The organism is Nocardia barduliensis (assembly GCF_013315795.1).
In the GTDB taxonomy this organism is placed as follows: Bacteria; Actinomycetota; Actinomycetes; order Mycobacteriales; family Mycobacteriaceae; genus Nocardia; species Nocardia barduliensis.
Genome location: NZ_JABLTE010000077.1, coordinates 1 through 21,050, shown reverse-complemented (window position 1 = coordinate 21,050; position 21,050 = coordinate 1). Strand labels below are relative to the sequence as shown.

The window sequence follows — 21,050 nt, the reverse complement described above, 5'->3', positions numbered from 1 at the left end:
TTCCTCTAACAGTATGCGAACTGCTGTGCTGGGGCGTGGCGGGTTACTTGCCGCCCTTGGCGAAGGAGGCCGGCGCGAGGTTGTTCGCCGTGTTGGCGTCCGCGAAGGCTTCGCCGCCGTCGACCGGAACGGCCGAGCCACGGTTCTCCAGCTCCTCGAGCTGCGACTCCAGGTAGGACTTCAACCGCACCCGGTACTCCCGCTCGAAGGTCTTGAGCTGCTCGATCCGGCTCTCCAGCACGCTGCGCTGCTGGGTGATGGTCGCCATGATCTCGGTGTGCTTGCGTTCGGCGTCCGCCTGCAGCGCGTCGGCCTTCTCCTTGGCCTGGCGCAGCTGGCTGTCCGAACGGCTCTGCGCGTCCGACAGCATCGCGTCCGACTTCTGGCGGGCGTCGGCGATCATGGCCTCCGACCGCGTCCTGGCGTCTCCGACCAGTCGCTCGGAATTCGCCCGGGCGTTCGACAGCAAACTCTCCGCTTCGGCCTTGGCGTCGCTGGTCAGCCGATCCGCCATCTCCTGGGCGAGGCTGAGCACCTTGGCGGCCTGCAGGTTCGCGTCCGCGCCCGGCGCGTCCTTGGCCACCGGCGCGGCGGGCATCGGGGCCGGCGGCGCGACGGGAACCGGGGGCTTGATCGGTTCCGGCGGCGGCGGAGCCTGCGGTACCGGCGGTTTCACGGCGTTCACCCCGGCGGGACCGCGGTTCTTCTTGGCATCGGCCAGTTCCGCGTCCAGCTCGGCGACCCGCTGGCGCAGATCCGCGTTCTCCTCGATCAGCCGCGAGAGCTCCTGCTCGACGAGGTCCAGGAACGCGTCGACTTCATCCTCGTTGTAGCCGCGCTTCCCGATCGGCGGTTTGCTGAACGCGACGTTGTGCACATCGGCTGGGGTCAGCGGCATGGAAGGATCCCTTCACGCGTCTTTTGGAGATCTAGCAGATCTAGCAAGCTGTCTTCTCGGCCCATTCTGTCACACCGGAGCTACCGGCTGCCCGAGCCTGCCCACGATCGACATCAGGATGAACACGATGAAAAGCAGGACCATAATCGACAGATCCAGGCGAATTCCGCCCAGCGACACCGGGGGTATCAGCCGACGCAGCAGTTTAACCGGGGGGTCGGTGATCGTGAAGATCACCTCCAGGACGACGACCACTACACCGGTAGGACGCCAGTCTCGGGCAAAGCTCCGGATGAACTCGACGATCACCCGGCTGATCAGCAACAGCCAGAAGATGAACAGTACGAAGTACAGCACCGCGAACAAGGCCACGACTTCACTCTGCCGTAAAAATCGCTTCGCGCAAAATGACCGCGCCGCAGAACCTGCGCGCGGTCTGCTCCACCCCCCAGATCACGAGCTTATTTCTGGTTGTAGAAGCCGGTTTCCGCGATGCGCCTGCGTTCTTCCGCTGATACGTCGACATCCGCCGGTGAGAGCAGGAACACTTTCGTCGCCACCTTGTCGAACGATCCGCGCAGCGCGAAGGCCAGACCCGCGGCGAAGTCGACCAGCCGCTTGGCGTCGGCGTTGCTCAGGTCCACCAGGTCCATGATCACCGGATTGCCCTCACGGAAGCGCTCGCCGATGATGCGAGCCTCGCTGTAGTCGCGCGGGCGCAGCGTCGTGATCTTGGACAAGGGGCCTCCGTCCTCGAAGATCCCGGGCCGCCGCACCGGGGCGGGCTCGGGACGCACGCGCTCCTCCAGCCTGCGCTCCTCGGCGTCGGGATCGACGGCGAGCGCGCCACGGGTGGCACCGCGCAGCGGCGGCGCGGCACCGCCCGCCCGGAACCGGCCCGAGGGGGCGGAGTCGATCCGGGTGGGACGTCGCGGCGCGTCGTAGCGATCGTCGACGTAGGGCTCGTCGCCGTAGTCGTCGCGCCGGGACACCGAGTAACCCGCCTTGTACGGGGACTTGTACGCGGGCTCGGGGTAGTCGACGTCGTCGAAGCGGCCCGCGCCGTACCGTTCTTCGCCGTAGCGATCGACGTAACCGTCGCGGTCGGTGTAGTCACGGGGCCGGGGCCGGCGAGCACCGCGCTCGTCCACGCCTCGGGGGGCGCGATCGTCGACGTAGTCGTCTTCGTAATCCTCGAGCGGAACCATGCCGAAGTACGCCTTGAACTTGTGCAGCGTGCTCATTGGTCGACCTTCCTTCGGCCCCGGTGGCGGCCGGGTGTTGAAGTCTTGCTCAGCCCTCTTCAGTTCCCAGCATATGTGTCGAATGTGACTGATGAGGTTTCTTTGCTAGGCCGAGGTTATCGGTCGGATACCCATCAAGGCGGTTCCGACACGCACAACCGTCGACCCGTGTTCGATCGCGGATTCCAGATCGCCGGACATTCCCGCGGAAAGCTCTGTCGCGTCCGGATGATCGGCGAGCAACAACGTGTGCAACATCGCAAGTCGCGCAAATGCGGCATCAGACTCCGCGCCCACGGGCGGAATGGCCATCAGACCCGACAAACGTAATCCCGGAGCGTTCGCAATCCGTTCGGCGAGCACGGGCAGATCGTTCGCCGCGACACCCCCGCGCGCCGGGTCGTCGTCCAGGCTCACCTGGAGCAACACCCGGACCGGTTCGGTGCGCTCCCCAGCCTCCAGCGCGGCCAGCGCACCGGCGTCAAGAGCGGTTGCCAGACGTTCGCTGTCGACCGAGTGCACGGTGTGCGCCCACCGGGCCACACTCCGCGCCTTGTTCCGCTGCAACCGCCCGATCATGTGCCAGCGGACGCCGGAGAGGTCTTCCTCACGCAGGGCCGCCACCTTGGCCGCGGCCTCCTGCTCGCGCGACTCGCCGAACTCGCGCCTGCCGAGCCGATGCAAGATCGCCACGTCGGAGGCGGGGAAGAATTTCGTCACCGGCAGCAGCCGCACCGCATCCGGCGCCCGGCCCGCCGCCCGGCAAGCGGCATCGATGCGGGCGAGCAGACCGGCCAGGTTGTCCGACAGCTGCGCGGTGCGGGCCGCGAGCGAGCCGCCCACCGCGGTCCCGGCTCCGGTGTTCATGACCGCACCTCGCCCGGCCCCGGGATCACGCACCCGCTCATGCGCCCGCCTCCATCCATATCACTCCGCCGATCCGGCCGGTCGGCGCGCCGCGACGATGGCTGAACAGGGTGTGGTCCTCGATGGTGCAGCGCGGGTCGATCGCGATCCCGGTTACGCCCGCCTCGGTGAGCTGCCGGGCGATGCCCGCGCGCAGGTCGAGTCCGGGCGTGCCGCGGGCGGTGGTGGTCGCGCTGCCGGGCAGGTGCGCTTCGACATCGTCGCGCATCGCGGCGGGAACCTCGTACCGACGGCCGGAGGCGGCGGGCCCGAGCAGCGCCCCGACCCGGTCCAGGCGCGCGCCGACCGACACCATCGCCTCGAGTACCCGCGGCACGATGCCGATGCGGGCGCCGATCCGTCCGGCGTGCACGGCGGCGATCACGCCCGCCTCGTCGTCGGACAGCAGGATCGGTACGCAGTCGGCGGTGAGCACCACCAGCGCGAGACCGGGCACCGTGGTCACGAGCGCGTCGGTGGCGGGGACCGGCTCGGCGCGCGGGCCGTCGACGATCTCCACGGTGCGCCCGTGGATCTGTTCCATCCAGACCAGCCGCTCGGGCGACAGGCCGATGCCCTCGGCCAGCCGGTCTCGGTTGCGTCGCACCGCCACCGGATCGTCACCGACGTGGTCGCCGAGATTGAACGAGTCGTAGGGCGGCGCCGAGAAGCCTCCGGACCTGGTCGTGGTGACCCGTCGGACAGTGATGGTCGGCGCGATAGTCATGGCCACGAGCCTAATGGCGCTCGGCGAAGGCCGTCGAAATGCCCAGGTAGGGGCGGAATCTTCCCCCGATCGATCGCGCGGAGCCGTTTGCGGGCCCGCGCTTCCCTCTGAAATTGCCTGTCGGTCGTCGTAGTTCGCCGACACCACCCCCGTGTCCAGCTCGCGCGTCCCGGCGCCGGCCGGGATCGCTCGTTGCGCTCGGTCCCGGCCCGCGCCGGAACCTCGTTCCCGCGCTAGCCCCTCCGCATGAACGAAGGCACGTCCACGTCGTCGTCATCGTCGCCGGCATCCGGCGGGGTGATGTGCGATCGCGAGTTGCTCGTCACCGTCGGCTCGGCCAGCGTCCGCGCCCGTTCGGTGTCGCGGTAGCTCGGCACCGCGCCGCGGCCGGTCGTGCTCGTACCGGAAGTGCTCGATGTGCTCTCGCTGCCGCGCGCGGTGAACTCGCTGGCGCGGCTCTGCCCGATCTCGCCGGAGCGCGCCGTGCCGATGGTGCTGCGGCTCGGGTTCTCGAAGGTGCGCCGGGCGGGCCCGCCGCCGTCGAAGCCCGCCGCGATCACGGTGACCCGCACCTCGTCGCCGAGCGAATCGTCGATCACCGTTCCGAAGATGATGTTGGCCTCGATGTGCGCGGCCTCCTGCACGAGCGAGGCGGCCTCGTTGATCTCGAACAGGCCGAGGTCGGATCCGCCCGCGATCGACAGCAGCACGCCGTGCGCGCCGTCCATCGACGCTTCCAGCAGCGGCGAGTTGATCGCCGACTCGGCCGCTTTCACCGAGCGGCCCTCGCCCCGCGCCGAGCCGATGCCCATCAGCGCGCTGCCCGCGCCGGACATCACGCTCTTGACGTCGGCGAAGTCGACATTGATCAGGCCGGGTGTGGTGATCAGGTCGGTGATGCCCTGCACACCGTTGAGCAGCACCTCGTCCGCGGAGCGGAAGGCGTCCATCAGGCTCACGGCCGCGTCGCCGAGCTGCAGCAGCCGGTCGTTCGGGATGACGATCAGCGTGTCGCACGACTCGCGCAGCAGGTTGATCCCGACCTCGGCCTGGTTCCCGCGCCGCTTGCCCTCGAAGGAGAACGGGCGGGTGACCACGCCGATGGTGAGCGCGCCGAGTTTGCGCGCGATCTGCGCGACGACAGGGGCGCCACCGGTACCGGTGCCACCGCCCTCGCCCGCGGTCACGAAGACCATGTCGGCGCCCTTGAGCACCTCTTCGATCTCGTCCTTGTGGTCCTCGGCGGCCTTGCGCCCGACCTCGGGGTCCGCGCCTGCTCCCAGACCGCGGGTCAGTTCCCGGCCGACGTCGAGCTTGACGTCGGCATCGCTCATCAGCAGCGCTTGGGCGTCGGTGTTGACCGCGATGAACTCGACACCTTTGAGTCCTTGCTCGATCATCCGGTTGACGGCATTCACACCGCCGCCGCCGATACCGACGACCTTGATCACCGCAAGGTAGTTGTGCGGGGGCGTCATGGGCTCTCGCCTTCCTTCGATCTAAAGCCTGTCGTTTCCGGATTCTCGGCACACGCTCGTGGGCCCGTTCCGGAGTCGGGTCGCTGCGAAGAGCGAACCGCGGCTCGGGCAAACTCTAAAGCTCAACCATAGGGTTAGCGTTATGTCAAGTATCCGACTGGTGCGGAACGCTATTCGCAGCCGACGCGATACGCGCGCAGGCGCGCCGAGACGAGAGCCAGAATCTTGCGTGATCCGACTCGTCTCGCCGCTCCACACGTCGTATGGTGAACGGTTGCCCCCCGGCCCCGTGTTCGGCGCCGGAACCGCTTCCGGACCGCCGAATATTCGCTGGACACAATGGGTGTGGATCACTTTACCGTGACCAGATTGGGACTCGAAACATCGAACACCGTTCCGGGGCGTGTCAACAACGGCAATACGACCGCCGACTTCCGTTCGGCGTCGTTGGTCCCGCCCCAGAGTACCGTGCGTCCGTCCTTCAGATTCAGCGAAATATCCGAAATGGACCGTGCGACAACCTCGCTCACCTGAACGGCCAGCGCAGGCGGCACGATGGCGAGTATCGAGACCGCCGCCCCGGTCACCGGATCGGCGGCCCCGGGATGCTCGGTGATCAACTTCGGCACGCCGATCGGCGCGGGCTCGATCGCGAATTCCACGCCATCGGCGTCGAGCAGATGCGCGCCTTGCGGACTGTCGTAGAACAACACCGCGGTGCGCTCGTCCACCGTCACCCGGACCGTGGACGGAAATACGCGCTGCACCCGTGCCGTGCGCACCTTCGGAATGCTCGCCACCCGCCGGGCGACCGCGTTGGTATCGATCCGCAGCATCGAGCGTCCGGACGGGATCTCGAGCAGATCCCGCACTTGCTGTTCGGAAACCGCCGCCGCCCCCTCGATCCGCACCGTGCGCACCGAGAGCACCGGAGTGAACCAGGCGACGGCGCCGACCACTGCAAGAACGCACACGGCCAGCAATCCCCACAGCCGAACCCGGCGCCAGTCGATCGCGCCGAACCGATCACCCGCGCGGCGCCCGGCCGCGCGCGCCGAACCGACCCCGCGCACGCCCGGTCACCGACCGTGCTGGGGCCGCGCCCGTAATCCGTCGAGAATCTGGCTGCCCAGCATCGTCACGTCGCCCGCGCCCATGGTGATCACCACGTCACCCGGCAGTGCCAAGCCCGCGACCTGCCGACCGACCCGGGACATATCGGGCTGGTAGTGCACCGGTTTCGTCACCGACTGGGCCACCAGCGCTCCGTTCACCCCGGGCAGCGGCTTCTCCCGCGCACCGTAGACGTCGAGCACGACGACCTCGTCGGCCAGGCTCAGCGCCGCGCCGAAGTCCTGCGCGAAGGTCGCGGTCCTGCTGTAGAGGTGCGGCTGGAAGACCACGATGACCCGGCCCTGCCTGGACCGGGCGCCGTCGCGGGCCTCCTGCTGGACCAGTTCGGCGGCGGCGCCGAGCACGGCGCGCACCTCGGTCGGGTGATGGGCGTAGTCGTCGAAGACCCGCACGCCGTTCTCGCGTCCGGCGAACTGGAACCGGCGGTGCACACCGCCGAAACCCTCCAGACCCTGGATGACCTCGCCCACCTCGGCGCCGGTGGCGTGCGCGGCGAGCAGGGCGCCGAGTGCGTTGAGCGCCATGTGCCTGCCCGGCACCGAGAGGCGCAGCGTGCGCGGAGCGGCCTCGTCGGCGAGCTGGAACTGCACGAGCCCGCCGACATCGCGCGGCTCCCAGCTGTGCAGCCGCGCGCCGACTTGCACCGGCGCGTCCGCGAGGTCGCCGGAGCCGTAGCCGAGGACGCGGACGTTCCGCTCGGCCAAGCGCTCGCCGACCCGTTCGGCCAGCGCCCGTGAACCCGGATCGTCCAGGCACACCACCAGCAGGCCGCCCGCGGCGAGCCGGTCGGCGAAGTCGTCGAAGACCTGTACGTAGGCCTCGTCGGTGCCGAAGAAATCCAGGTGGTCGGACTCGATGTTGGTGACCACGGCGACGTCCGGGTCGTATTGCAGCAGCGAACCGTCGCTCTCGTCGGCCTCGGCCACGAAGATGTCGCCGGTGCCGTGGTGGGCGTTGGTGCCCGCCTCGTTCAGCTCGCCGCCCACCGCGAAGGACGGGTCGAACCCGCAGTGCTGCAGCGACACGATGAGCATCGAGGTGGTGGAAGTCTTGCCGTGCGTTCCGGAGACGAGCAGGGTGCGATGCCCCTGCATCAGCGATGCCAGCACCGTGGGGCGCAGCAGCACCGGAATGCCGCGCCGGTTGGCCTCGACGAGTTCCGGATTCGTCTTCGGGATCGCGGCGTACGTGGTGACCACCGCGGTGGGGCCGCCGGGCAGCAGGTCCAAGGCGGTGGCGTCGTGCCCGATCCGCACCTGCGCGCCGCGCGCGCGCAGCGCCAGCACGCCCCGGCTCTCCTTGGCGTCCGACCCCGACACCGCGCCGCCGCGGGCGAGCAGGATTCGCGCGATGCCGGACATCCCGGCTCCGCCGATGCCGACCATGTGCACGCGCTCCAGCTCCGGGGGCAGCGCGGTGCGTCCGGTCGCGGTCTCCGGCGCCGCCCGGCCTGCGGTGGTGTCGCTCATCGGCGCGCCACCTCCGCGGCGATCCGCGCCACCTCGTCGGCGGCGTCGCGGTGCCCGGCGCCTGCGGCGGCCCGGCCCATCTCGGTCAGCCGTGCGGGGTCCATGAGCAGCGGAATCACCTCATCGATCACGTACTTCGGCGTCAACTCGGAATCGGGGACAATTCTGCCACCGCCCTGGCGCACCACCGGCCGGGCGTTGAGTTCCTGCTCCCCGTTGCCGTGCGGCAGCGGCACGTAGAACGCGGGCAGCCCCACCGCGGAGACCTCCGCGACGGTCATCGCGCCGGATCGGCAGACCACCGCGTCGGCGGCCGCGTAAGCGAGGTCCATCCTGGACAGGTACGGCACCGCCACGTACCGAGCGCCGTCCGGACCGTTCGTCGCGGAGTCGTCCAGCTCGAGGGTGTTCTTGGGGCCGTGTGCGTGCAGCACCGAGATGCCCGCTGCGGCGAGCTGGGGCGCCGCGCCCGACACCGCCTCGTTCAGGGTCCGCGCGCCCTGCGAACCGCCGAAGACCAGCAGCACCGGTCCCTCCGTCGGCAGGCCGAAATGGGCTCGGGCCTCGGCGCGCAGCGCGGCCCGGTCCAGGCCGGTGATCGAGGCGCGCACGGGAATGCCCACCACTCGGGCGTTCGCCAGCCCCGAGTCCGGCACCGCGGCGAGTACCCGCGCCGCGCGACGAGCGCCGACCTTGTTCGCGATGCCCGCCTTGGCGTTGGCCTCGTGCACCACCACCGGAACCGGGCGTCTGCGCCGCAGCACGCCCGCACCCGCGGCGAGATACGCCGGAAGCGCCACGTACCCGCCGAAACCGATGATCACGTCGGCCTCGACCGCGTCGATGACCGCTCGGGTCGCGGCCACGGAGGCCAGGACCCGACCGGGCAACCGCAGCAGGTCGAGGGTGGGCTTGCGGGGCAACGGGACCGGAGGGATGAGCTCGAGCGGATAGCCGCGTTCGGGGACCAAGCGGGTCTCCAGACCGCGTTCGGTGCCCAGCGCCGTCACCCGGATCGAATCGTCGAGCCGCCGCAACGCGTCCGCCACCGCGAGTGCCGGTTCGATGTGGCCCGCCGTGCCGCCGCCCGCGACGATTACCGAGATCACCTAGATCTTCCCCGTTCTCTTGCGTGGTTGACCGGATAGCTGGGTTCCCAAGCCCTGGTGGCGCGCGCCGAGCTGGTGCCGCGGCTCTCCGGCGAGCGGCGCCGCGGCGGTTCCGCGCCGTAGCGCCCGCGCCTGCCCGGCGGCAGCGCCGACGGTCCGCGGTCGGCCGGTCGTGGCGCACGGCCGCGGCGGGCCGCGCTCGCCCGAGCCGGCGCGTACACCTCGGGTTTGGGCAACCGCAACAGCCTACTGAAACGACCGTCCTGTCCGGCGTGCAGTGCCGCCACCGCCTCCGGCTCGTGCCGCGCGGCGTTGGCGATGAGGCCGAACATGAGCAGCGTGATCGCCAGTGACGAGCCACCGGCCGACACCAGGGGTAGCTGCAGCCCGGTGACCGGCAACAGACCCACCACGTATCCGATGTTGATCATGGCTTGTCCGGCGATCCACGTCGTCGCGGAGGCGGTCAGCAATTGCAGGAACGGATCCGCCGACCGGCTGGCGATGCGCAATCCCGTGTAGACGAACAACGCGAAAAGCCCGAGTACCAGCGCACAGCCGAGGAAGCCCAATTCCTCCCCGATGATCGCGAAGATGAAGTCGTTGTGCGCGTTCGGCAAGTAGCTCCACTTGGCCCGGCTCTGTCCGAGCCCCCTGCCCCAGATCCCTCCGTCGGCCAGGGAATACAGCGCCTGGCGAGCTTGGTAATTGTCGCCTTGCGGATCAGAGCCCGGGTTGAAGAAGGACCGGACCCGATTCGACCGATAACCGGCGGACATCGCGAGCACGCCCGCGGCAACCACACCGGAAACCGCGATCGTGACGAACAACCGGACCGGCAGGCCGCCGAACCACAGCAGAGCGGCGAGGACGATGCCCACCGCGACCGTGGTGCTGAGGTTCGGCTGAACCACGATCAACAGACAGACCAGCACGCCCGCCGGGACGAGCGGAACCAGGATATCGCGCAGACTCGAACCGCTCGCTCGCCGCGAGACCAGCAGGTGGGCACCCCAGACGATCAGCGTCACCTTGACGATCTCCGACGGCTGCACCGAAACCGGACCGAAGATCAGCCAACGACGCGCGCCCTGCACGCGGGTACCGATACCGGGGATGAGGACCAGCACCAGCAGCAACACCGAAATCGCGAACAGCGGGAACGACATTTGGCGCAACAGGCGCAGCGGAACCCGCAGAGCCAGATAGAACAGCACGGCGCCGATCGCCGCGAACAACGTCTGCTGGATGAACAAGGAGTACGCCGACCCGCCTTCCGCGTACTCCACGACGCCGGAGGCCGACAGGACCATGACGAGTCCGAGGGCCGTCAACAGCGTGGCGATCGTGACGATCAGGTGGAACGACGCGAGCGGCCGCGCCAGCCACGACCCAGGACCCATGCCCCATCCCCGCGCACGCCGTGGGCCGACTTGCCGTCGACCCGACGTGCGGGCCGCCTTCGCGGTCCGACGCGTGCCCTCACCCGAACTCACAATGCGCCCTCCGGCCCGCCCGTCGTCGCCGCGCCGATTCCGTCACAGCCGCCGTCCGATGTCACCATCTTCCAGGGCGTGCACCGCCGCGGCGAAGCTGCGGCCGCGGTGGGTGTAGTCGGCGAACATGTCCAGTGACGCGGCTGCGGGGGCCAGCAGCACGGTGTCGCCGCGGCGGGCGAATCCGGCGGCCGCTCGGACGGCCCGCGTCATGACGGCGTCGGCCGCGGCGGTTCTCGACGCTTCGTCACCCATCCCTGCATCGTCTCCCGAGACCAGCTCGACGACGGGGACCTCGGGCGCGTGTCGCGCCAGCGCGGCCGCGATCACCGGCGCGTCGGCGCCGATCAGCACCGCCGCGACCAGCCGGTCGGAGACCTCCTCGACCAGGTCCTCCACGTGCGCGCCCTTGAGCTGGCCACCGGCCACCCAGACCACCTGCGGATGAGCCAGGATCGATGAGCGCGCGGCATGCGGATTGGTGGCCTTGGAGTCGTCGACGAAATCGACACCGGCCAGCTCGCGCACGAACGCGGCCCGGTGCGGGCCGACCCGGTGCTCGATCAAGCCCTCCCGGACGAACTGCGGAGCGACGTCGATCGCCCTGGTCAGCGCGGACGCGGCGAGCGCGTCGGCGACCCCAGCGGGACCGGGCGGGCTGATGTCGCCGACCTCGGCCAGGATCGCGGCCTTGGTGAACGCGCGGTCGAGCAGCTTGCCGTCCACCACGCCGAGCTCGCCGTCGGCGGGCACCCCGACCCGGAAACCCACGGTGCGGCGAGCCTTCGACTTGCGGGCCAGCGCGGCCGCGACCGGATCGTCCAGGCCGACCACGCCGACCCGGCCGACCAGCGCCCTGGCCTTGGCCGCCGCGTAGGCGTCCAGGCCGCCGTGCCAATCGAGATGATCCTCGGCCACGTTCAGCACGACGCCCGCCTCCGGGCGCACCGACGGCGCCCAGTGCAGCTGGAACGACGACAGCTCGACCGCGAGCACCTGCGGGCCGGGGTTGCGGCGCAAGGCGTCGAGGATGGGGAGGCCGATGTTGCCGCAGGCCACGCTGGCGATTCCGGCGGCGCGCAGGATCGCGTGGGTCATCTGGGTCGTGGTGGTCTTGCCGTTGGTGCCGGTGATCACCAGCCACTTGCGCACCGGACCGTAGATCCTGGCCTGGTCCACCCACCAGGCGAACTCCACGTCGCCCCACACCGGCGTGCCCTCGGCCACCGCCGAGGCCAGCACCGGTGAGTCCGGCCGCCAGCCCGGGCTGGTGATCACCAGCGCGAACCGGCTCCAGTCGGCGTTCTCCAACTCCGCGCCGGTGGCAACGTCCAGCCCCAGCTCCGCGGCCTCGGCCAGGGCCGCCGCGCCGGCGTCGGTGACCACCGGACGCGCGCCGATGTCGAGCAGTGGCTCGACCAGCGAGCGTCCCGACACACCCCAGCCCGCCACCAGGACGTCGCGGCCGCGGAGGAATTCGAGCATGGGTCCCGGTGAGCGCAGAGCCCGCGGAGAATGTTCGACCATCTCGTTCACCCGACCGCGGAGAGGTATTCGCTGTAGAACAGCCCGAGCCCGACGGCGGAGGCCATCGCGGCCAGGAGCCAGAACCTGATGATCACCGTCGTCTCGGCCCATTTGCTGAGCTCGAAGTGATGATGGAACGGCGCCATCTTGAACAACCGGTTGCGCGTCGTACGGAAGACCGCGACCTGCAACACCACCGACGCCGTCTCGGCGACGAACAGCGCGCCGATGACGATCATCAGCAGCTCGGTGCGGGTGGTGATGGACAGCCCGGCCAGCAGGCCGCCCAGCGCCAGCGAACCGGTGTCGCCCATGAAGATCTTGGCGGGAGCGGCGTTCCACCACAGGAACCCGACGCACGCCGCCGCGCCCGCGGCGCAGACCAGGGCGAGATCCAGCGGATCGCGCACGTTGTAACAGCCGGCCTCGGGCTTGGTCTCGCACGCGTGGTAGTACTGCCAGAACGTGATGATCACGTATCCGCCCAGTACCAGGCTCATCGATCCGGCGGCGAGCCCGTCGAGTCCGTCGGTCAGGTTCACCGCGTTGGACCAGGCGACGACGACGAAACAGACGAACACCAGGAACACGACAACGCCCATGGTCACCGTGCTGATGTCGCGCACATAGGACAGGTGCCTGCTGGCCGGAGTCAGCCCGCTCGCGCCACGGAACTGCAAGGCGAGAATGCCGAAGATCACGGCCGCGGACAGCTGGCCGATGTACTTGCCCGCCGCGGTCAGGCCCAGGTTGCGTTGCTTGCGGATCTTGATGAAGTCGTCGACGAAGCCCACCGCGCCCAGGGCGGTGGCCAGGCCGAGCACCAGCAACGCCGAGGCCGACGGCCCGTCCGCGTCGTAGCCGATGCCGATCAGGTGGGAGCCGAGGTAGCCGGCCCACATGCCGACCAGGATGGCGACGCCGCCCATCGTCGGGGTGCCGCGCTTGGCCTGGTGACTGGCGGGGCCGTCGACCCGGATCTCCTGCCCGAAGCCCTGCTTGGCGAACAACCGGATCAGCAGTGGCGTCAGCAGGATCGAGACCGTCAGCGCGATCGCCGCGGCGAAGAGAATCTGTCTCATCCTGCTGCCTCCGTGTCCTGCCCTACCCGGTTGTCCGCCGCGCCGCCGCGCGCGCGCACGGCGTCCGGGTCGGTCAGATGCTCGGCGACCTCCCACAGGCCGACCGACTTCGATGCCTTGACCAGCACCACGTCACCAGGGGCGACGTCCTTGTCCAGCAGTGCGATCGCCGCCTCGATGTCCGGTACGAGGACCGATTCCTCGCCCCACGACCCTTCCATCACCGCGCCTTGGTGCAGCGCGCGGGCGGGCCTTCCGGTGCCGACGACGACCACCCGGCTGACGTCCAAGCGCACCGCGAGCCGCCCGATGGCGTCGTGCTCGATGACGGACTCCGCGCCGAGCTCGGCCATCTCGCCGAGCACCGCCCAGCTGCGCCGCGGCGTCCCGCCCGCGCGCGCCATGCTCACCAGCGCTTTGAGCGCCGCGCGCACCGAGTCCGGATTGGCGTTGTAGGAGTCGTTGACGACGGTGATCCCGTCCGCGGTGGTCCGCACGTCCATCCGGCGGGCGGACGCGGCGCGCGCGCCGGACAGCGCCGCGGTGACGGTTTCCAGGTCGGCGCCGCAGGCCAGCGCGACGGCGATCGCGGAAAGCGCGTTGCCCACCTGATGCTCACCGTGCACGGCCAGTCGCACCGGGGCGCTGCCCGCGGGCGTGTGCACCGTGAACGTGGCCCTTGCCTGGTCGTCGAGCCGGATTTCGGTGGCCCGCACCTCGGCGTTGGCGGCCTGCCCGACGGTCACCACCCGCGCCGACGTGCGCGCGGCCATCGCGGCGACCTGGGGATCGTCGGCGTTGAGCACGGCGAGCCCGGTCGGCGGCAGCGCCTCGACCAACTCGCCCTTGGTCTTCGCGATGGCTTCGCGGCTGCCGAACTCGCCGAGATGGGCGGTGCCGACGTTGAGCACCACGCCGATGCTCGGCGGCGCCACCTCGGCCAGCGCGGCGATGTGCCCCGGCCCGCGCGCGGACAGCTCCAGCACCAGGAAACGGGTGTCCGCGTCGGCGCGCAGCGCGGTCCACGGGTGCCCGAGTTCGTTGTTGAACGAGCCCGGCGGAGCAACCACCGTGCCCAGCGGCGCCAGGACGGCGGCCAGCAGGTCCTTGGTGGAGGTCTTGCCGGACGAGCCGGTCACGCCGACGACGGTGAGGCCGCCCGCCGCGACCAGACCCGACACGCTGGCGCGGGCCAGCGCGGCCAGCGCGGTCAGCACGGCGGCGCCGGAACCATCGGAGTCATGGCTCAGGGCAACCGACCGCGACGGCACGGCGCCCCGGCTGGGGGTGACCACGATGGCGGGCACGCCCACCGGCCGCGCCGCCAGCACCGCCACCGCGCCCGCGGCGATCGCCGCGCCCGCGTAATCGTGGCCGTCGGAACGCTCGCCCGGCAACGCCAGGAACAGATCGCCGGAACCGATTCGGCGCGAATCGAATTCGACCGAGCCGGTTACGCGCACCTCCGGGTCTGCGACGTCGTGCAGCGTGCCGCCGACGACCTCCGCGATCTCCCGCAGTGTCATCTCGATCATGAAACCGTCAAGTCCTCCGCGTGGTTGCCTTGCGGACTACGTCTTTCCAATGCGGCCGCGAGTACCTCGCGGTCGTCGAACGGGTGCTTCACGCCCTGGATCTCCTGCCCTGACTCATGTCCCTTGCCCGCGATCAGCACCACATCACCGGGGCGCGCCCACTCCACCGCGGCCGCGATCGCCTCGGCCCGGTCACCGATCTCGCGCACCTCGCCGCGTTCGGCCTCCGGCACCTCGAGCGCACCGGAGCGCAAGGCGGCGCGGATCGCCGCCGGGTCCTCGGTGCGCGGGTTGTCGTCGGTGACGACCAGCAGGTCGGCGCCCCGTGCGCCCGCGGCTCCCATCAGCGGCCGCTTCGCCGCGTCCCGGTCGCCGCCCGCGCCGACCACCACCGCGAGCCGTCCCGCGGTGTCGGCCGCGAGATGTCCACGCAGCGTGGCGATCACCGACTCCAGCGCCGCGGGCTTGTGCGCGTAGTCGACGATCGCCAGGAAGTCCTGTCCGCGCTCCACCCGCTGCATCCGGCCGGGCACGTCCACGGTCGCCAGCGCGGGCGCGGCGATCGACGGTTCGACGCCCGCCGCGGCGCAGACCGCCACCGCGAGCAGGCCGTTGGCGACGTTGTAGTGGCCGGGAAGCCGCAGGCGCACAGCGATTTCCCCGTGCGGGCCCGCCGCGGTGAAGTCTTGTTCGCCGCCGTGCGCCGACACCGCGCCGGTGACGCTCCATGCGGCGGTCCTGGTGGTCGACACGGTGACGGGGTCCGGCAGACCGGCGGCCAGCCGCCGCCCCCACTCGTCGTCCACGCAGACCACGGCGGTGCGCGCCGCGACCGGCGAACCCGGTTCGAACAGCTTGCGTTTCGCGGCGAAGTAGTCGTCGAAGTCGGCGTGGAAGTCGAGGTGGTCCTGGGACAGGTTGGTGAACGCGCCGACCGCGAAACGCACCCCGTCCACCCGGCCCAGCGCCAGCGCGTGGCTGGACACTTCCATCACCACCGCGTCCACGCCCTGCTCGACCATCAACGCGAACATCGCGTGCAACTGCGGCGCCTCGGGCGTGGTCAGCGCGCTCGGCACCCGCCTGCCGCCGATCCTGGTCTCGATGGTGCCGATCAGCGCGGTGGACAGCCCGGCGGCGGCCAGGCCCGCCTCCACCAGATAGGAGGTCGTGGTCTTGCCGGAGGTTCCGGTGATCCCGACGATGCGCAGCCGTTCGGACGGATTGCCGTAGATCGTCGCCGACAGCTCACCGAGCACCGCCCTCGGGTGCTCCCGCACCAGCACCGGCACCGGCAGCGGGCCGGCCAGCCGCGCGCCCGCCGCGTCGGTCAGCACCGCGACCGCGCCCTTGGCTACCGCGTCCGCCGCGAAACGGGCGCCGTGCGCGCGGGCGCCCGGCAGCGCGGCGAACAGGTCGCCGGGGAGCACGGCATCCGACCGCTGCTCGATGCCCGTGACCGACACCTCGCCCGCGGCCGATTCGAGGCTCGTCGCGGCCCCGATGGCGGCGGCCAGCGACGCCAGCGGCGTCGACGGCGAATGCTCTGGCCGCAATGCGCGCGGTTGACCGGACTGCACAGAAACCAGGCTCCTTTCGGGGGCATCGATCGACGTGTCAGGTTACCGGCGACCGGTCACGGCGGGACCATGCGCCCCATCGCAAGGGCGGGGAACACGCCCCCGCACCCTACGGGTTCGTCCACCCGGCCGGGACCGCGCCACGCGGCACCCGGACGCCGCCGGGCGAGGCCGCGGCGCGCACGCCCGGCTCGCGCCGGGCCGGGTGACCGGATCACCCCGCCTGCAGGACGAAATGCCTGGACGGCTGCGGGGACGGCGGCACGCGGTCGCGCTGCAGCGCCCACGAGGCGATGTTGTGGAACAGCGGGGCGACCGAGCCGCCGCCGGAGCCGTCGGAACTGCGGACGGGCGCGTCGAGCATGAGTCCGATCACGTATCGCGGATTGTCCGCGGGAACCATGCCCGCGAACGTGATCCAGAACGAAGACGTGGAGTAGCACCGGCAATTCCGGTCCACTTTCTGCGCGGTGCCGGTCTTGCCCGCCACTTGGTAGCCCGTGATGGCCGCGGGCCACCCGGTGCCGTTCTGGTTGGCGTTCATCGGGTCGCGCTGCACCACCGCCTGGAACATCGTCCGCAGCGTGGCGGCGGTCTGCTTGCTCACCACCCGCACTCCGTCCGGCTGCGTCTCCTCGGTGCGCGTGCCGTCCGGCGCGATCTTCGCCCGGACGATCCGGGGCGGAATGCGGACGCCGTCGTTGGCGATCGCCTGGTACATGCCGGCCATCTGCAGCGTGGTCATCGAAAGACCCTGCCCGATCGGGAGATTCGCGAAGGTGCCGCCGGACCACTGGTCACGGTCGGGCATCAGGCCCGCGCTCTCGCCGGGCAGGCCGATGCCGGTGCGCTGCCCGAGCCCGAACCGGTGCGCCATGTCGGCGAAGCGGTCCTCGCCCACGCGCTGCGCGAGCATGAGTGTGCCCACATTGGACGACCTGCCGAAAATACCCGTGGTCGTGTAGGGCTCGACGCTGTGCGACCACGCGTCGTGCACGGTGACGCCCGCCATCTGGATCGCGCCGGGTACCTGGTGCACCTCGTCCGGGTCGGTCAGGCCGTATTCGATGGCGGCGGCCGCCGTGACGATCTTGTTCACCGAGCCGGGCTCGAACACGTCGGTCACCGACGGGTTGCTCAGGTCGGTGTCGGCCCACTTCTGCGGTCCAAGGTCGGGGTTGAAGGTGTTGTCGTTGGCCATGGCCAGCACCTGGCCGGTCTTGGCGTCCAGGACGACGGCCGAGGCGGACCCCGCGCCCGACACGTCCTTGGCCTGCTGCACCTGTTGTTGCACGTAGTACTGCAAGTCCGAGTCGAGGGTGAGCTCGACGGCGGACCCGTTGACCGCGGGCTGTTCGTCCCGCCAGCTGCCGGGGATGACCGCGCCGTCGGACCCGCGATCGTAGGTGTAGGAACCGTCGGTACCGGCCAGCACCGAGTCCAGCGAGGACTCGAGCCCGACGGTGCCGTGGCCGTCCCACCCGGTGGCGCCGATGACGTTCGCCGCGAGCGAGCCGCCGGGGTGCACCCGTGGGCTCTGATGATCGGAGCCGACCTGGGGGAACTTCTCGGTGATCTCGCCGGCGATCCGCGGGTCCACGTTGCGCGCCAGGTACACGAACGACTCGTCGCTGCGCAGCTTGGCCAGCAGGTCCGCTTCCGACGGCGCGTCCTTCACCTTCTCGTGGATGGTGCGCGCGATGTCGCGCAGCCGCTCGTCCGGGTCGGGCGCCTTGTCGTTCTCGGCCTTGGCGTCGGCCAGTTCCTGGCGGACTCGGACCGGTTGAAAGGTCAAGGCTTTCGCGGAGACGGTGAAGGCCAGCGCCTTGCCGTTGCGGTCGGTGATCGGTCCCCGGGTGGCCGGGTCCGGTTGGTGGGTGGTGCGCTGGCTGGCCGCCTGCGCGGACAATCCGGGCGCCGCGACGCTCTGCACCCACAGCAATTGCAGCGTGACCACGGCGAGCGCGACGAGCATGACCACCCGGCCGACGCCGAGGCGTAACCGTAACGGACCGTCCGAGACGGTGGTGGCGGACTGGCGCGGCCGGCCCGCGGCGCGGGCGGTGGAAGGCCCGCGCCGCCGGCGTGGCGCGGGGCCGGGGTGCGTCACTGCGGCACTCCGTCAGGCGCTGTCCCGGGCTGCGCCGCGTCGGATCGCGGCACCGTTTCCGCAGGTGGCTGGGGTGCCCCGACTGCCGGCGCGGGCAGGACCGAGGGCGACGGGACCGGCGAGGTCGGGACCGGGCTTCCCGGCGCGGGCGCCGCGTTCACCTGCGCGCTGTTCTGCGGCCCGGTGTTCGGCCTGCCCGGCACCGGAGCACCGGGCGTGGTGGTGACGGGCACCACCCGCTCGCCCCACGGCCGCGCCGACGGCGAGGCGTTCAGCGGCGGCACCGGAGTGCCCTGAGCCGGAGTGGGCTTGCCGATCACCGTGACCGAGCCGTCCGGGCCGACCAGCAGGCGAGCCGGGTCCTTGGCCGGGATCATGCCGAGTTCGCGAGCTCGTGCGGCCAGTTCCGGCGCCGAATCGGCGGCTTCGACTTCCCGCTGCAGCGCGGCGCGCTCGTCGGCCAGCCGCCGGTTCGTCGCGCGCGCGTCACCGAGCTGGTAGCTGTCCTCCGCGGCGCGCGTGGTCAGCAGCAAGGTGAGCGCGAGGCCGCAGCCGAGCAGGGCGATGATGGCCGTGACGAACGGAATGCGCGCGGCCATCGCCGAGCGCCGCACGGTGGGCAGGAACGCGGTGTCCGAACCGCCCTCGGCCCGAAGGCGCCGCCGCGCGTAGGCGCGCTGCGCCGCACCCGACCTCACCCGTTCGGCGTCCTGGACCCGCCGGGCGACCCGGCCCGGCGCTTCGACGGTCCGCGTCCGCACGCTCATCGATTCCCCTCCTCTGTCCTCCCGGGACGCCGGAGCACAGCACGACGCTGTCTCATCCGGCCTCCGCTCTCTCTGTGGGACATCCGCACGCAGCCGGCGCGACGAGGCGCCGCGCACCGCTTCCTCACCCGGCCTCCTGGATCCGCTCGGCGGCGCGCATGCGCACGGGGGCCGCCCGCGGGTTGTCCTCGATCTCCTGCTCGGTCGCCTTCTCCGCGCCGCGGGTCAGCAGCCGGAACTCCGGCCCCATCCCGGGCAGCTCGACCGGCAGGCCCACCGGCGTCCTGGACGCGGTGTGCGTGACCAGCTCGTGCTTCACCACCTTGTCCTCCAGCGATTGGTAGGACATGACGACGATGCGGCCGCCCACCCGCAGCGCGGCGAGCGCGGCGGGCAGCGCGGCGCGCAAGGAGTCGAGTTCCCCGTTGACCTCCACGCGCAGCGCCTGGAAGGTGCGCTTGGCCGGGTGCCCTCCGGTCCGGCGGGTGGCCGCGGGGATCGTGGCGTACAGCAGCTCCACCAGCTCGGCGCTCGTGCTGAACGGCTTGACCTTGCGACGGCGGATCACCTCGGCGGCGATCCGGCTCGCGAAACGTTCCTCGCCGTAGGTTTTCAGCACCCGGGCCAAGTCGCCGTGGCTGTAGGTGTTGAGCACGTCGGCGGCGGTGATCCCGCGGGTCGGGTCCATCCGCATGTCCAGCGGGGCGTCGACGGAGTAGGCGAAGCCACGCTCGGCCTCGTCCAGCTGCATCGAGGAAACGCCCAGGTCCATCAGGATCGCCGACACCGAGCCGGTGGCCGGCAGTCCCGCCTCGGCCAGCGCGTCGGCGATGCCGTCATAGCGGGTGTGCACCAGCGTGATTCGGTCCGCGAAAGGCGCGAGCCGCTCACCGGCCAGCTTCAACGCCGTGGTGTCGCGGTCGAGTCCGACCAGGCGGATGCCGGGGTAGGTGCTCAGGAAGTGTTCGGCGTGGCCGCCCAGGCCCAGGGTCGCGTCGACGTAGACCGCGCCCGGCTCGGCCAAGGCCGGACCCAGCAGCGCGTCGGCTCGCTCGAGCAGAACCGGAACATGGCGGGGGCCGCGTTGTTCACGGTTCACCTCGACCTCCCGGAGTCCTGCCTCGCATCGTCGCGCACCGCACACGGGTCGCCTTGCTACACAGTGCTTTCGATACCGATACGAATGCCCCGTGGTCTCTGACCGAACCGCGGCACCTGGCGTCGGGGAAGTACGTCAGGGTCCGCGTCCGGGCAGAGACCGCGTGGCACTCGTTCGCCCGCGGCTAGAAGATTCCGCCCAGCGACTCGTCTCTGGCTTGCGAGAAGTCCTCCTCGTGCTCGGCGAGGTAGGACTCCCACGCCTGCTTGTCCCAAATCTCCAGGAAGTCGACCGAACCGATCACCACGCAATCCCTTTGCAGGTTGGCGTAGCGACGATGGTCGGCGGACAACACGATCCGGCCCTGCGCGTCCGGACGCTGCTCGTCCGTTCCGGCCGCGAGGGCCCGGACGAACGCGCGTGCCTGCGGATTGCTTCGAGACGCGGCCGCGGCCCGCCGAGCGAGCGCGGTGAACTCTTCTTTCGGGTACACGGCAAGGCTGTGGTCCTGCCCCTTCGTGACCATCAACCCTCCCGCCAGATCGTCTCGAAACTTCGCAGGCAACGTGAGTCGCCCCTTGTCGTCCAAGCGAGGTGTGTAGGTACCGAGAAACATCTCGATACCTCCCTATTCGATCACCTCGATGGTCGGCCCTTCAGTACTGCGCGCTCCACATTACCCCACTTTCCCCCACTTTCAATCGAAACAAGCGGTGATCTGGCTCCCGACCCAGACGATTCCGCAGGTCACCCCAGCTATCACTGTCGTGGAGAACTTTCGCGAGTTCTGCCGACACGCGCAACCCCTGCGGACAAACGCCCGAAAACACCCAGCAAACCCCCTGGCACCCCCCGTGCGGGGGCGTGGTGGGGGAAGTTTGTGGGGAGG

At 70.5% G+C, this 21,050-nt stretch carries 18 protein-coding genes; all 18 read right to left on the bottom strand.

The window, feature by feature from the left end; all coding sequences use genetic code 11:
• Positions 1-43: 43 nt before the first annotated feature.
• The 18 genes from wag31 to mraZ all read right to left on the bottom strand — a co-directional run bounded on the left by wag31 (position 44) and on the right by mraZ (position 20,777).
• The gene (gene wag31, locus HOV91_RS27255; RefSeq protein WP_174188216.1) at positions 44-898 is read right to left on the bottom strand and encodes a DivIVA-like cell division protein Wag31; all 855 of its coding nucleotides are present in this window, start codon (positions 896-898) and stop codon (positions 44-46) included.
• Between the two features lie 69 nt (positions 899-967).
• Complete coding sequence (locus HOV91_RS27250) at positions 968-1,270, bottom strand: YggT family protein (protein ID WP_039797136.1); 303 nt, start codon at positions 1,268-1,270, stop codon at positions 968-970.
• Positions 1,271-1,359: 89 nt separating this feature from the next.
• Positions 1,360-2,142 (bottom strand): cell division protein SepF, encoded by a 783-nt coding sequence (locus HOV91_RS27245; RefSeq protein WP_174188215.1) that lies wholly within the window; start codon positions 2,140-2,142, stop codon positions 1,360-1,362.
• Positions 2,143-2,247: 105 nt separating this feature from the next.
• Positions 2,248-3,009, bottom strand: coding sequence for a YggS family pyridoxal phosphate-dependent enzyme (locus tag HOV91_RS27240; RefSeq protein ID WP_174188214.1), 762 nt, complete (start codon positions 3,007-3,009; stop codon positions 2,248-2,250).
• Between the two features lie 37 nt (positions 3,010-3,046).
• Positions 3,047-3,775, bottom strand: a complete 729-nt coding sequence (pgeF, locus tag HOV91_RS27235; RefSeq protein ID WP_174188213.1) for a peptidoglycan editing factor PgeF — start codon at positions 3,773-3,775, stop codon at positions 3,047-3,049.
• Between the two features lie 233 nt (positions 3,776-4,008).
• The gene (gene ftsZ, locus HOV91_RS27230; protein WP_174188212.1) at positions 4,009-5,253 is read right to left on the bottom strand and encodes a cell division protein FtsZ; all 1,245 of its coding nucleotides are present in this window, start codon (positions 5,251-5,253) and stop codon (positions 4,009-4,011) included.
• Between the two features lie 350 nt (positions 5,254-5,603).
• The gene (locus tag HOV91_RS27225) at positions 5,604-6,326 is read right to left on the bottom strand and encodes a cell division protein FtsQ/DivIB (protein ID WP_438822698.1); all 723 of its coding nucleotides are present in this window, start codon (positions 6,324-6,326) and stop codon (positions 5,604-5,606) included.
• Positions 6,327-6,332: 6 nt separating this feature from the next.
• Positions 6,333-7,856 carry a UDP-N-acetylmuramate--L-alanine ligase gene (gene murC, locus HOV91_RS27220; protein ID WP_174188211.1) on the bottom strand — a complete coding sequence of 508 codons (1,524 nt, stop codon included), beginning with the start codon at positions 7,854-7,856 and terminating at the stop codon, positions 6,333-6,335.
• On the bottom strand, positions 7,853-8,965 hold the full coding sequence (gene murG / locus HOV91_RS27215; RefSeq protein ID WP_174188210.1) for an undecaprenyldiphospho-muramoylpentapeptide beta-N-acetylglucosaminyltransferase: 1,113 nt from the start codon (positions 8,963-8,965) through the stop codon (positions 7,853-7,855). The genes murC and murG overlap by 4 nt, the downstream gene beginning before the upstream one ends.
• Positions 8,962-10,368, bottom strand: a complete 1,407-nt coding sequence (gene ftsW / locus HOV91_RS27210; protein ID WP_174188209.1) for a putative lipid II flippase FtsW — start codon at positions 10,366-10,368, stop codon at positions 8,962-8,964. Before ftsW ends, murG begins: the two co-directional genes overlap by 4 nt.
• A 135-nt stretch (positions 10,369-10,503) precedes the next feature.
• Positions 10,504-11,946, bottom strand: a complete 1,443-nt coding sequence (gene murD, locus HOV91_RS27205) for a UDP-N-acetylmuramoyl-L-alanine--D-glutamate ligase (RefSeq protein WP_174188231.1) — start codon at positions 11,944-11,946, stop codon at positions 10,504-10,506.
• 47 nt (positions 11,947-11,993) lie between these two features.
• A complete protein-coding gene (mraY, locus tag HOV91_RS27200; RefSeq protein ID WP_174188208.1) occupies positions 11,994-13,070 on the bottom strand; it encodes a phospho-N-acetylmuramoyl-pentapeptide-transferase in 1,077 nt (358 codons plus the stop codon).
• Positions 13,067-14,605 carry a UDP-N-acetylmuramoyl-tripeptide--D-alanyl-D-alanine ligase gene (locus HOV91_RS27195; RefSeq protein WP_174188207.1) on the bottom strand — a complete coding sequence of 513 codons (1,539 nt, stop codon included), beginning with the start codon at positions 14,603-14,605 and terminating at the stop codon, positions 13,067-13,069. Before HOV91_RS27195 ends, mraY begins: the two co-directional genes overlap by 4 nt.
• Positions 14,602-16,185, bottom strand: a complete 1,584-nt coding sequence (locus tag HOV91_RS27190; protein ID WP_174188206.1) for a UDP-N-acetylmuramoyl-L-alanyl-D-glutamate--2,6-diaminopimelate ligase — start codon at positions 16,183-16,185, stop codon at positions 14,602-14,604. Before HOV91_RS27190 ends, HOV91_RS27195 begins: the two co-directional genes overlap by 4 nt.
• A 214-nt stretch (positions 16,186-16,399) precedes the next feature.
• Complete coding sequence (locus tag HOV91_RS27185) at positions 16,400-18,160, bottom strand: peptidoglycan D,D-transpeptidase FtsI family protein (RefSeq protein ID WP_174188230.1); 1,761 nt, start codon at positions 18,158-18,160, stop codon at positions 16,400-16,402.
• Between the two features lie 131 nt (positions 18,161-18,291).
• Positions 18,292-19,062: a cell division protein FtsL gene (gene ftsL / locus HOV91_RS27180; protein ID WP_174188205.1), complete on the bottom strand. Its 771-nt coding sequence runs from the start codon at positions 19,060-19,062 to the stop codon at positions 18,292-18,294.
• 124 nt (positions 19,063-19,186) lie between these two features.
• Positions 19,187-20,161, bottom strand: coding sequence for a 16S rRNA (cytosine(1402)-N(4))-methyltransferase RsmH (gene rsmH / locus HOV91_RS27175; RefSeq protein ID WP_174188204.1), 975 nt, complete (start codon positions 20,159-20,161; stop codon positions 19,187-19,189).
• 184 nt (positions 20,162-20,345) lie between these two features.
• Positions 20,346-20,777 carry a division/cell wall cluster transcriptional repressor MraZ gene (gene mraZ, locus HOV91_RS27170; protein WP_039797118.1) on the bottom strand — a complete coding sequence of 144 codons (432 nt, stop codon included), beginning with the start codon at positions 20,775-20,777 and terminating at the stop codon, positions 20,346-20,348.
• Positions 20,778-21,050 lie beyond the last annotated feature (273 nt).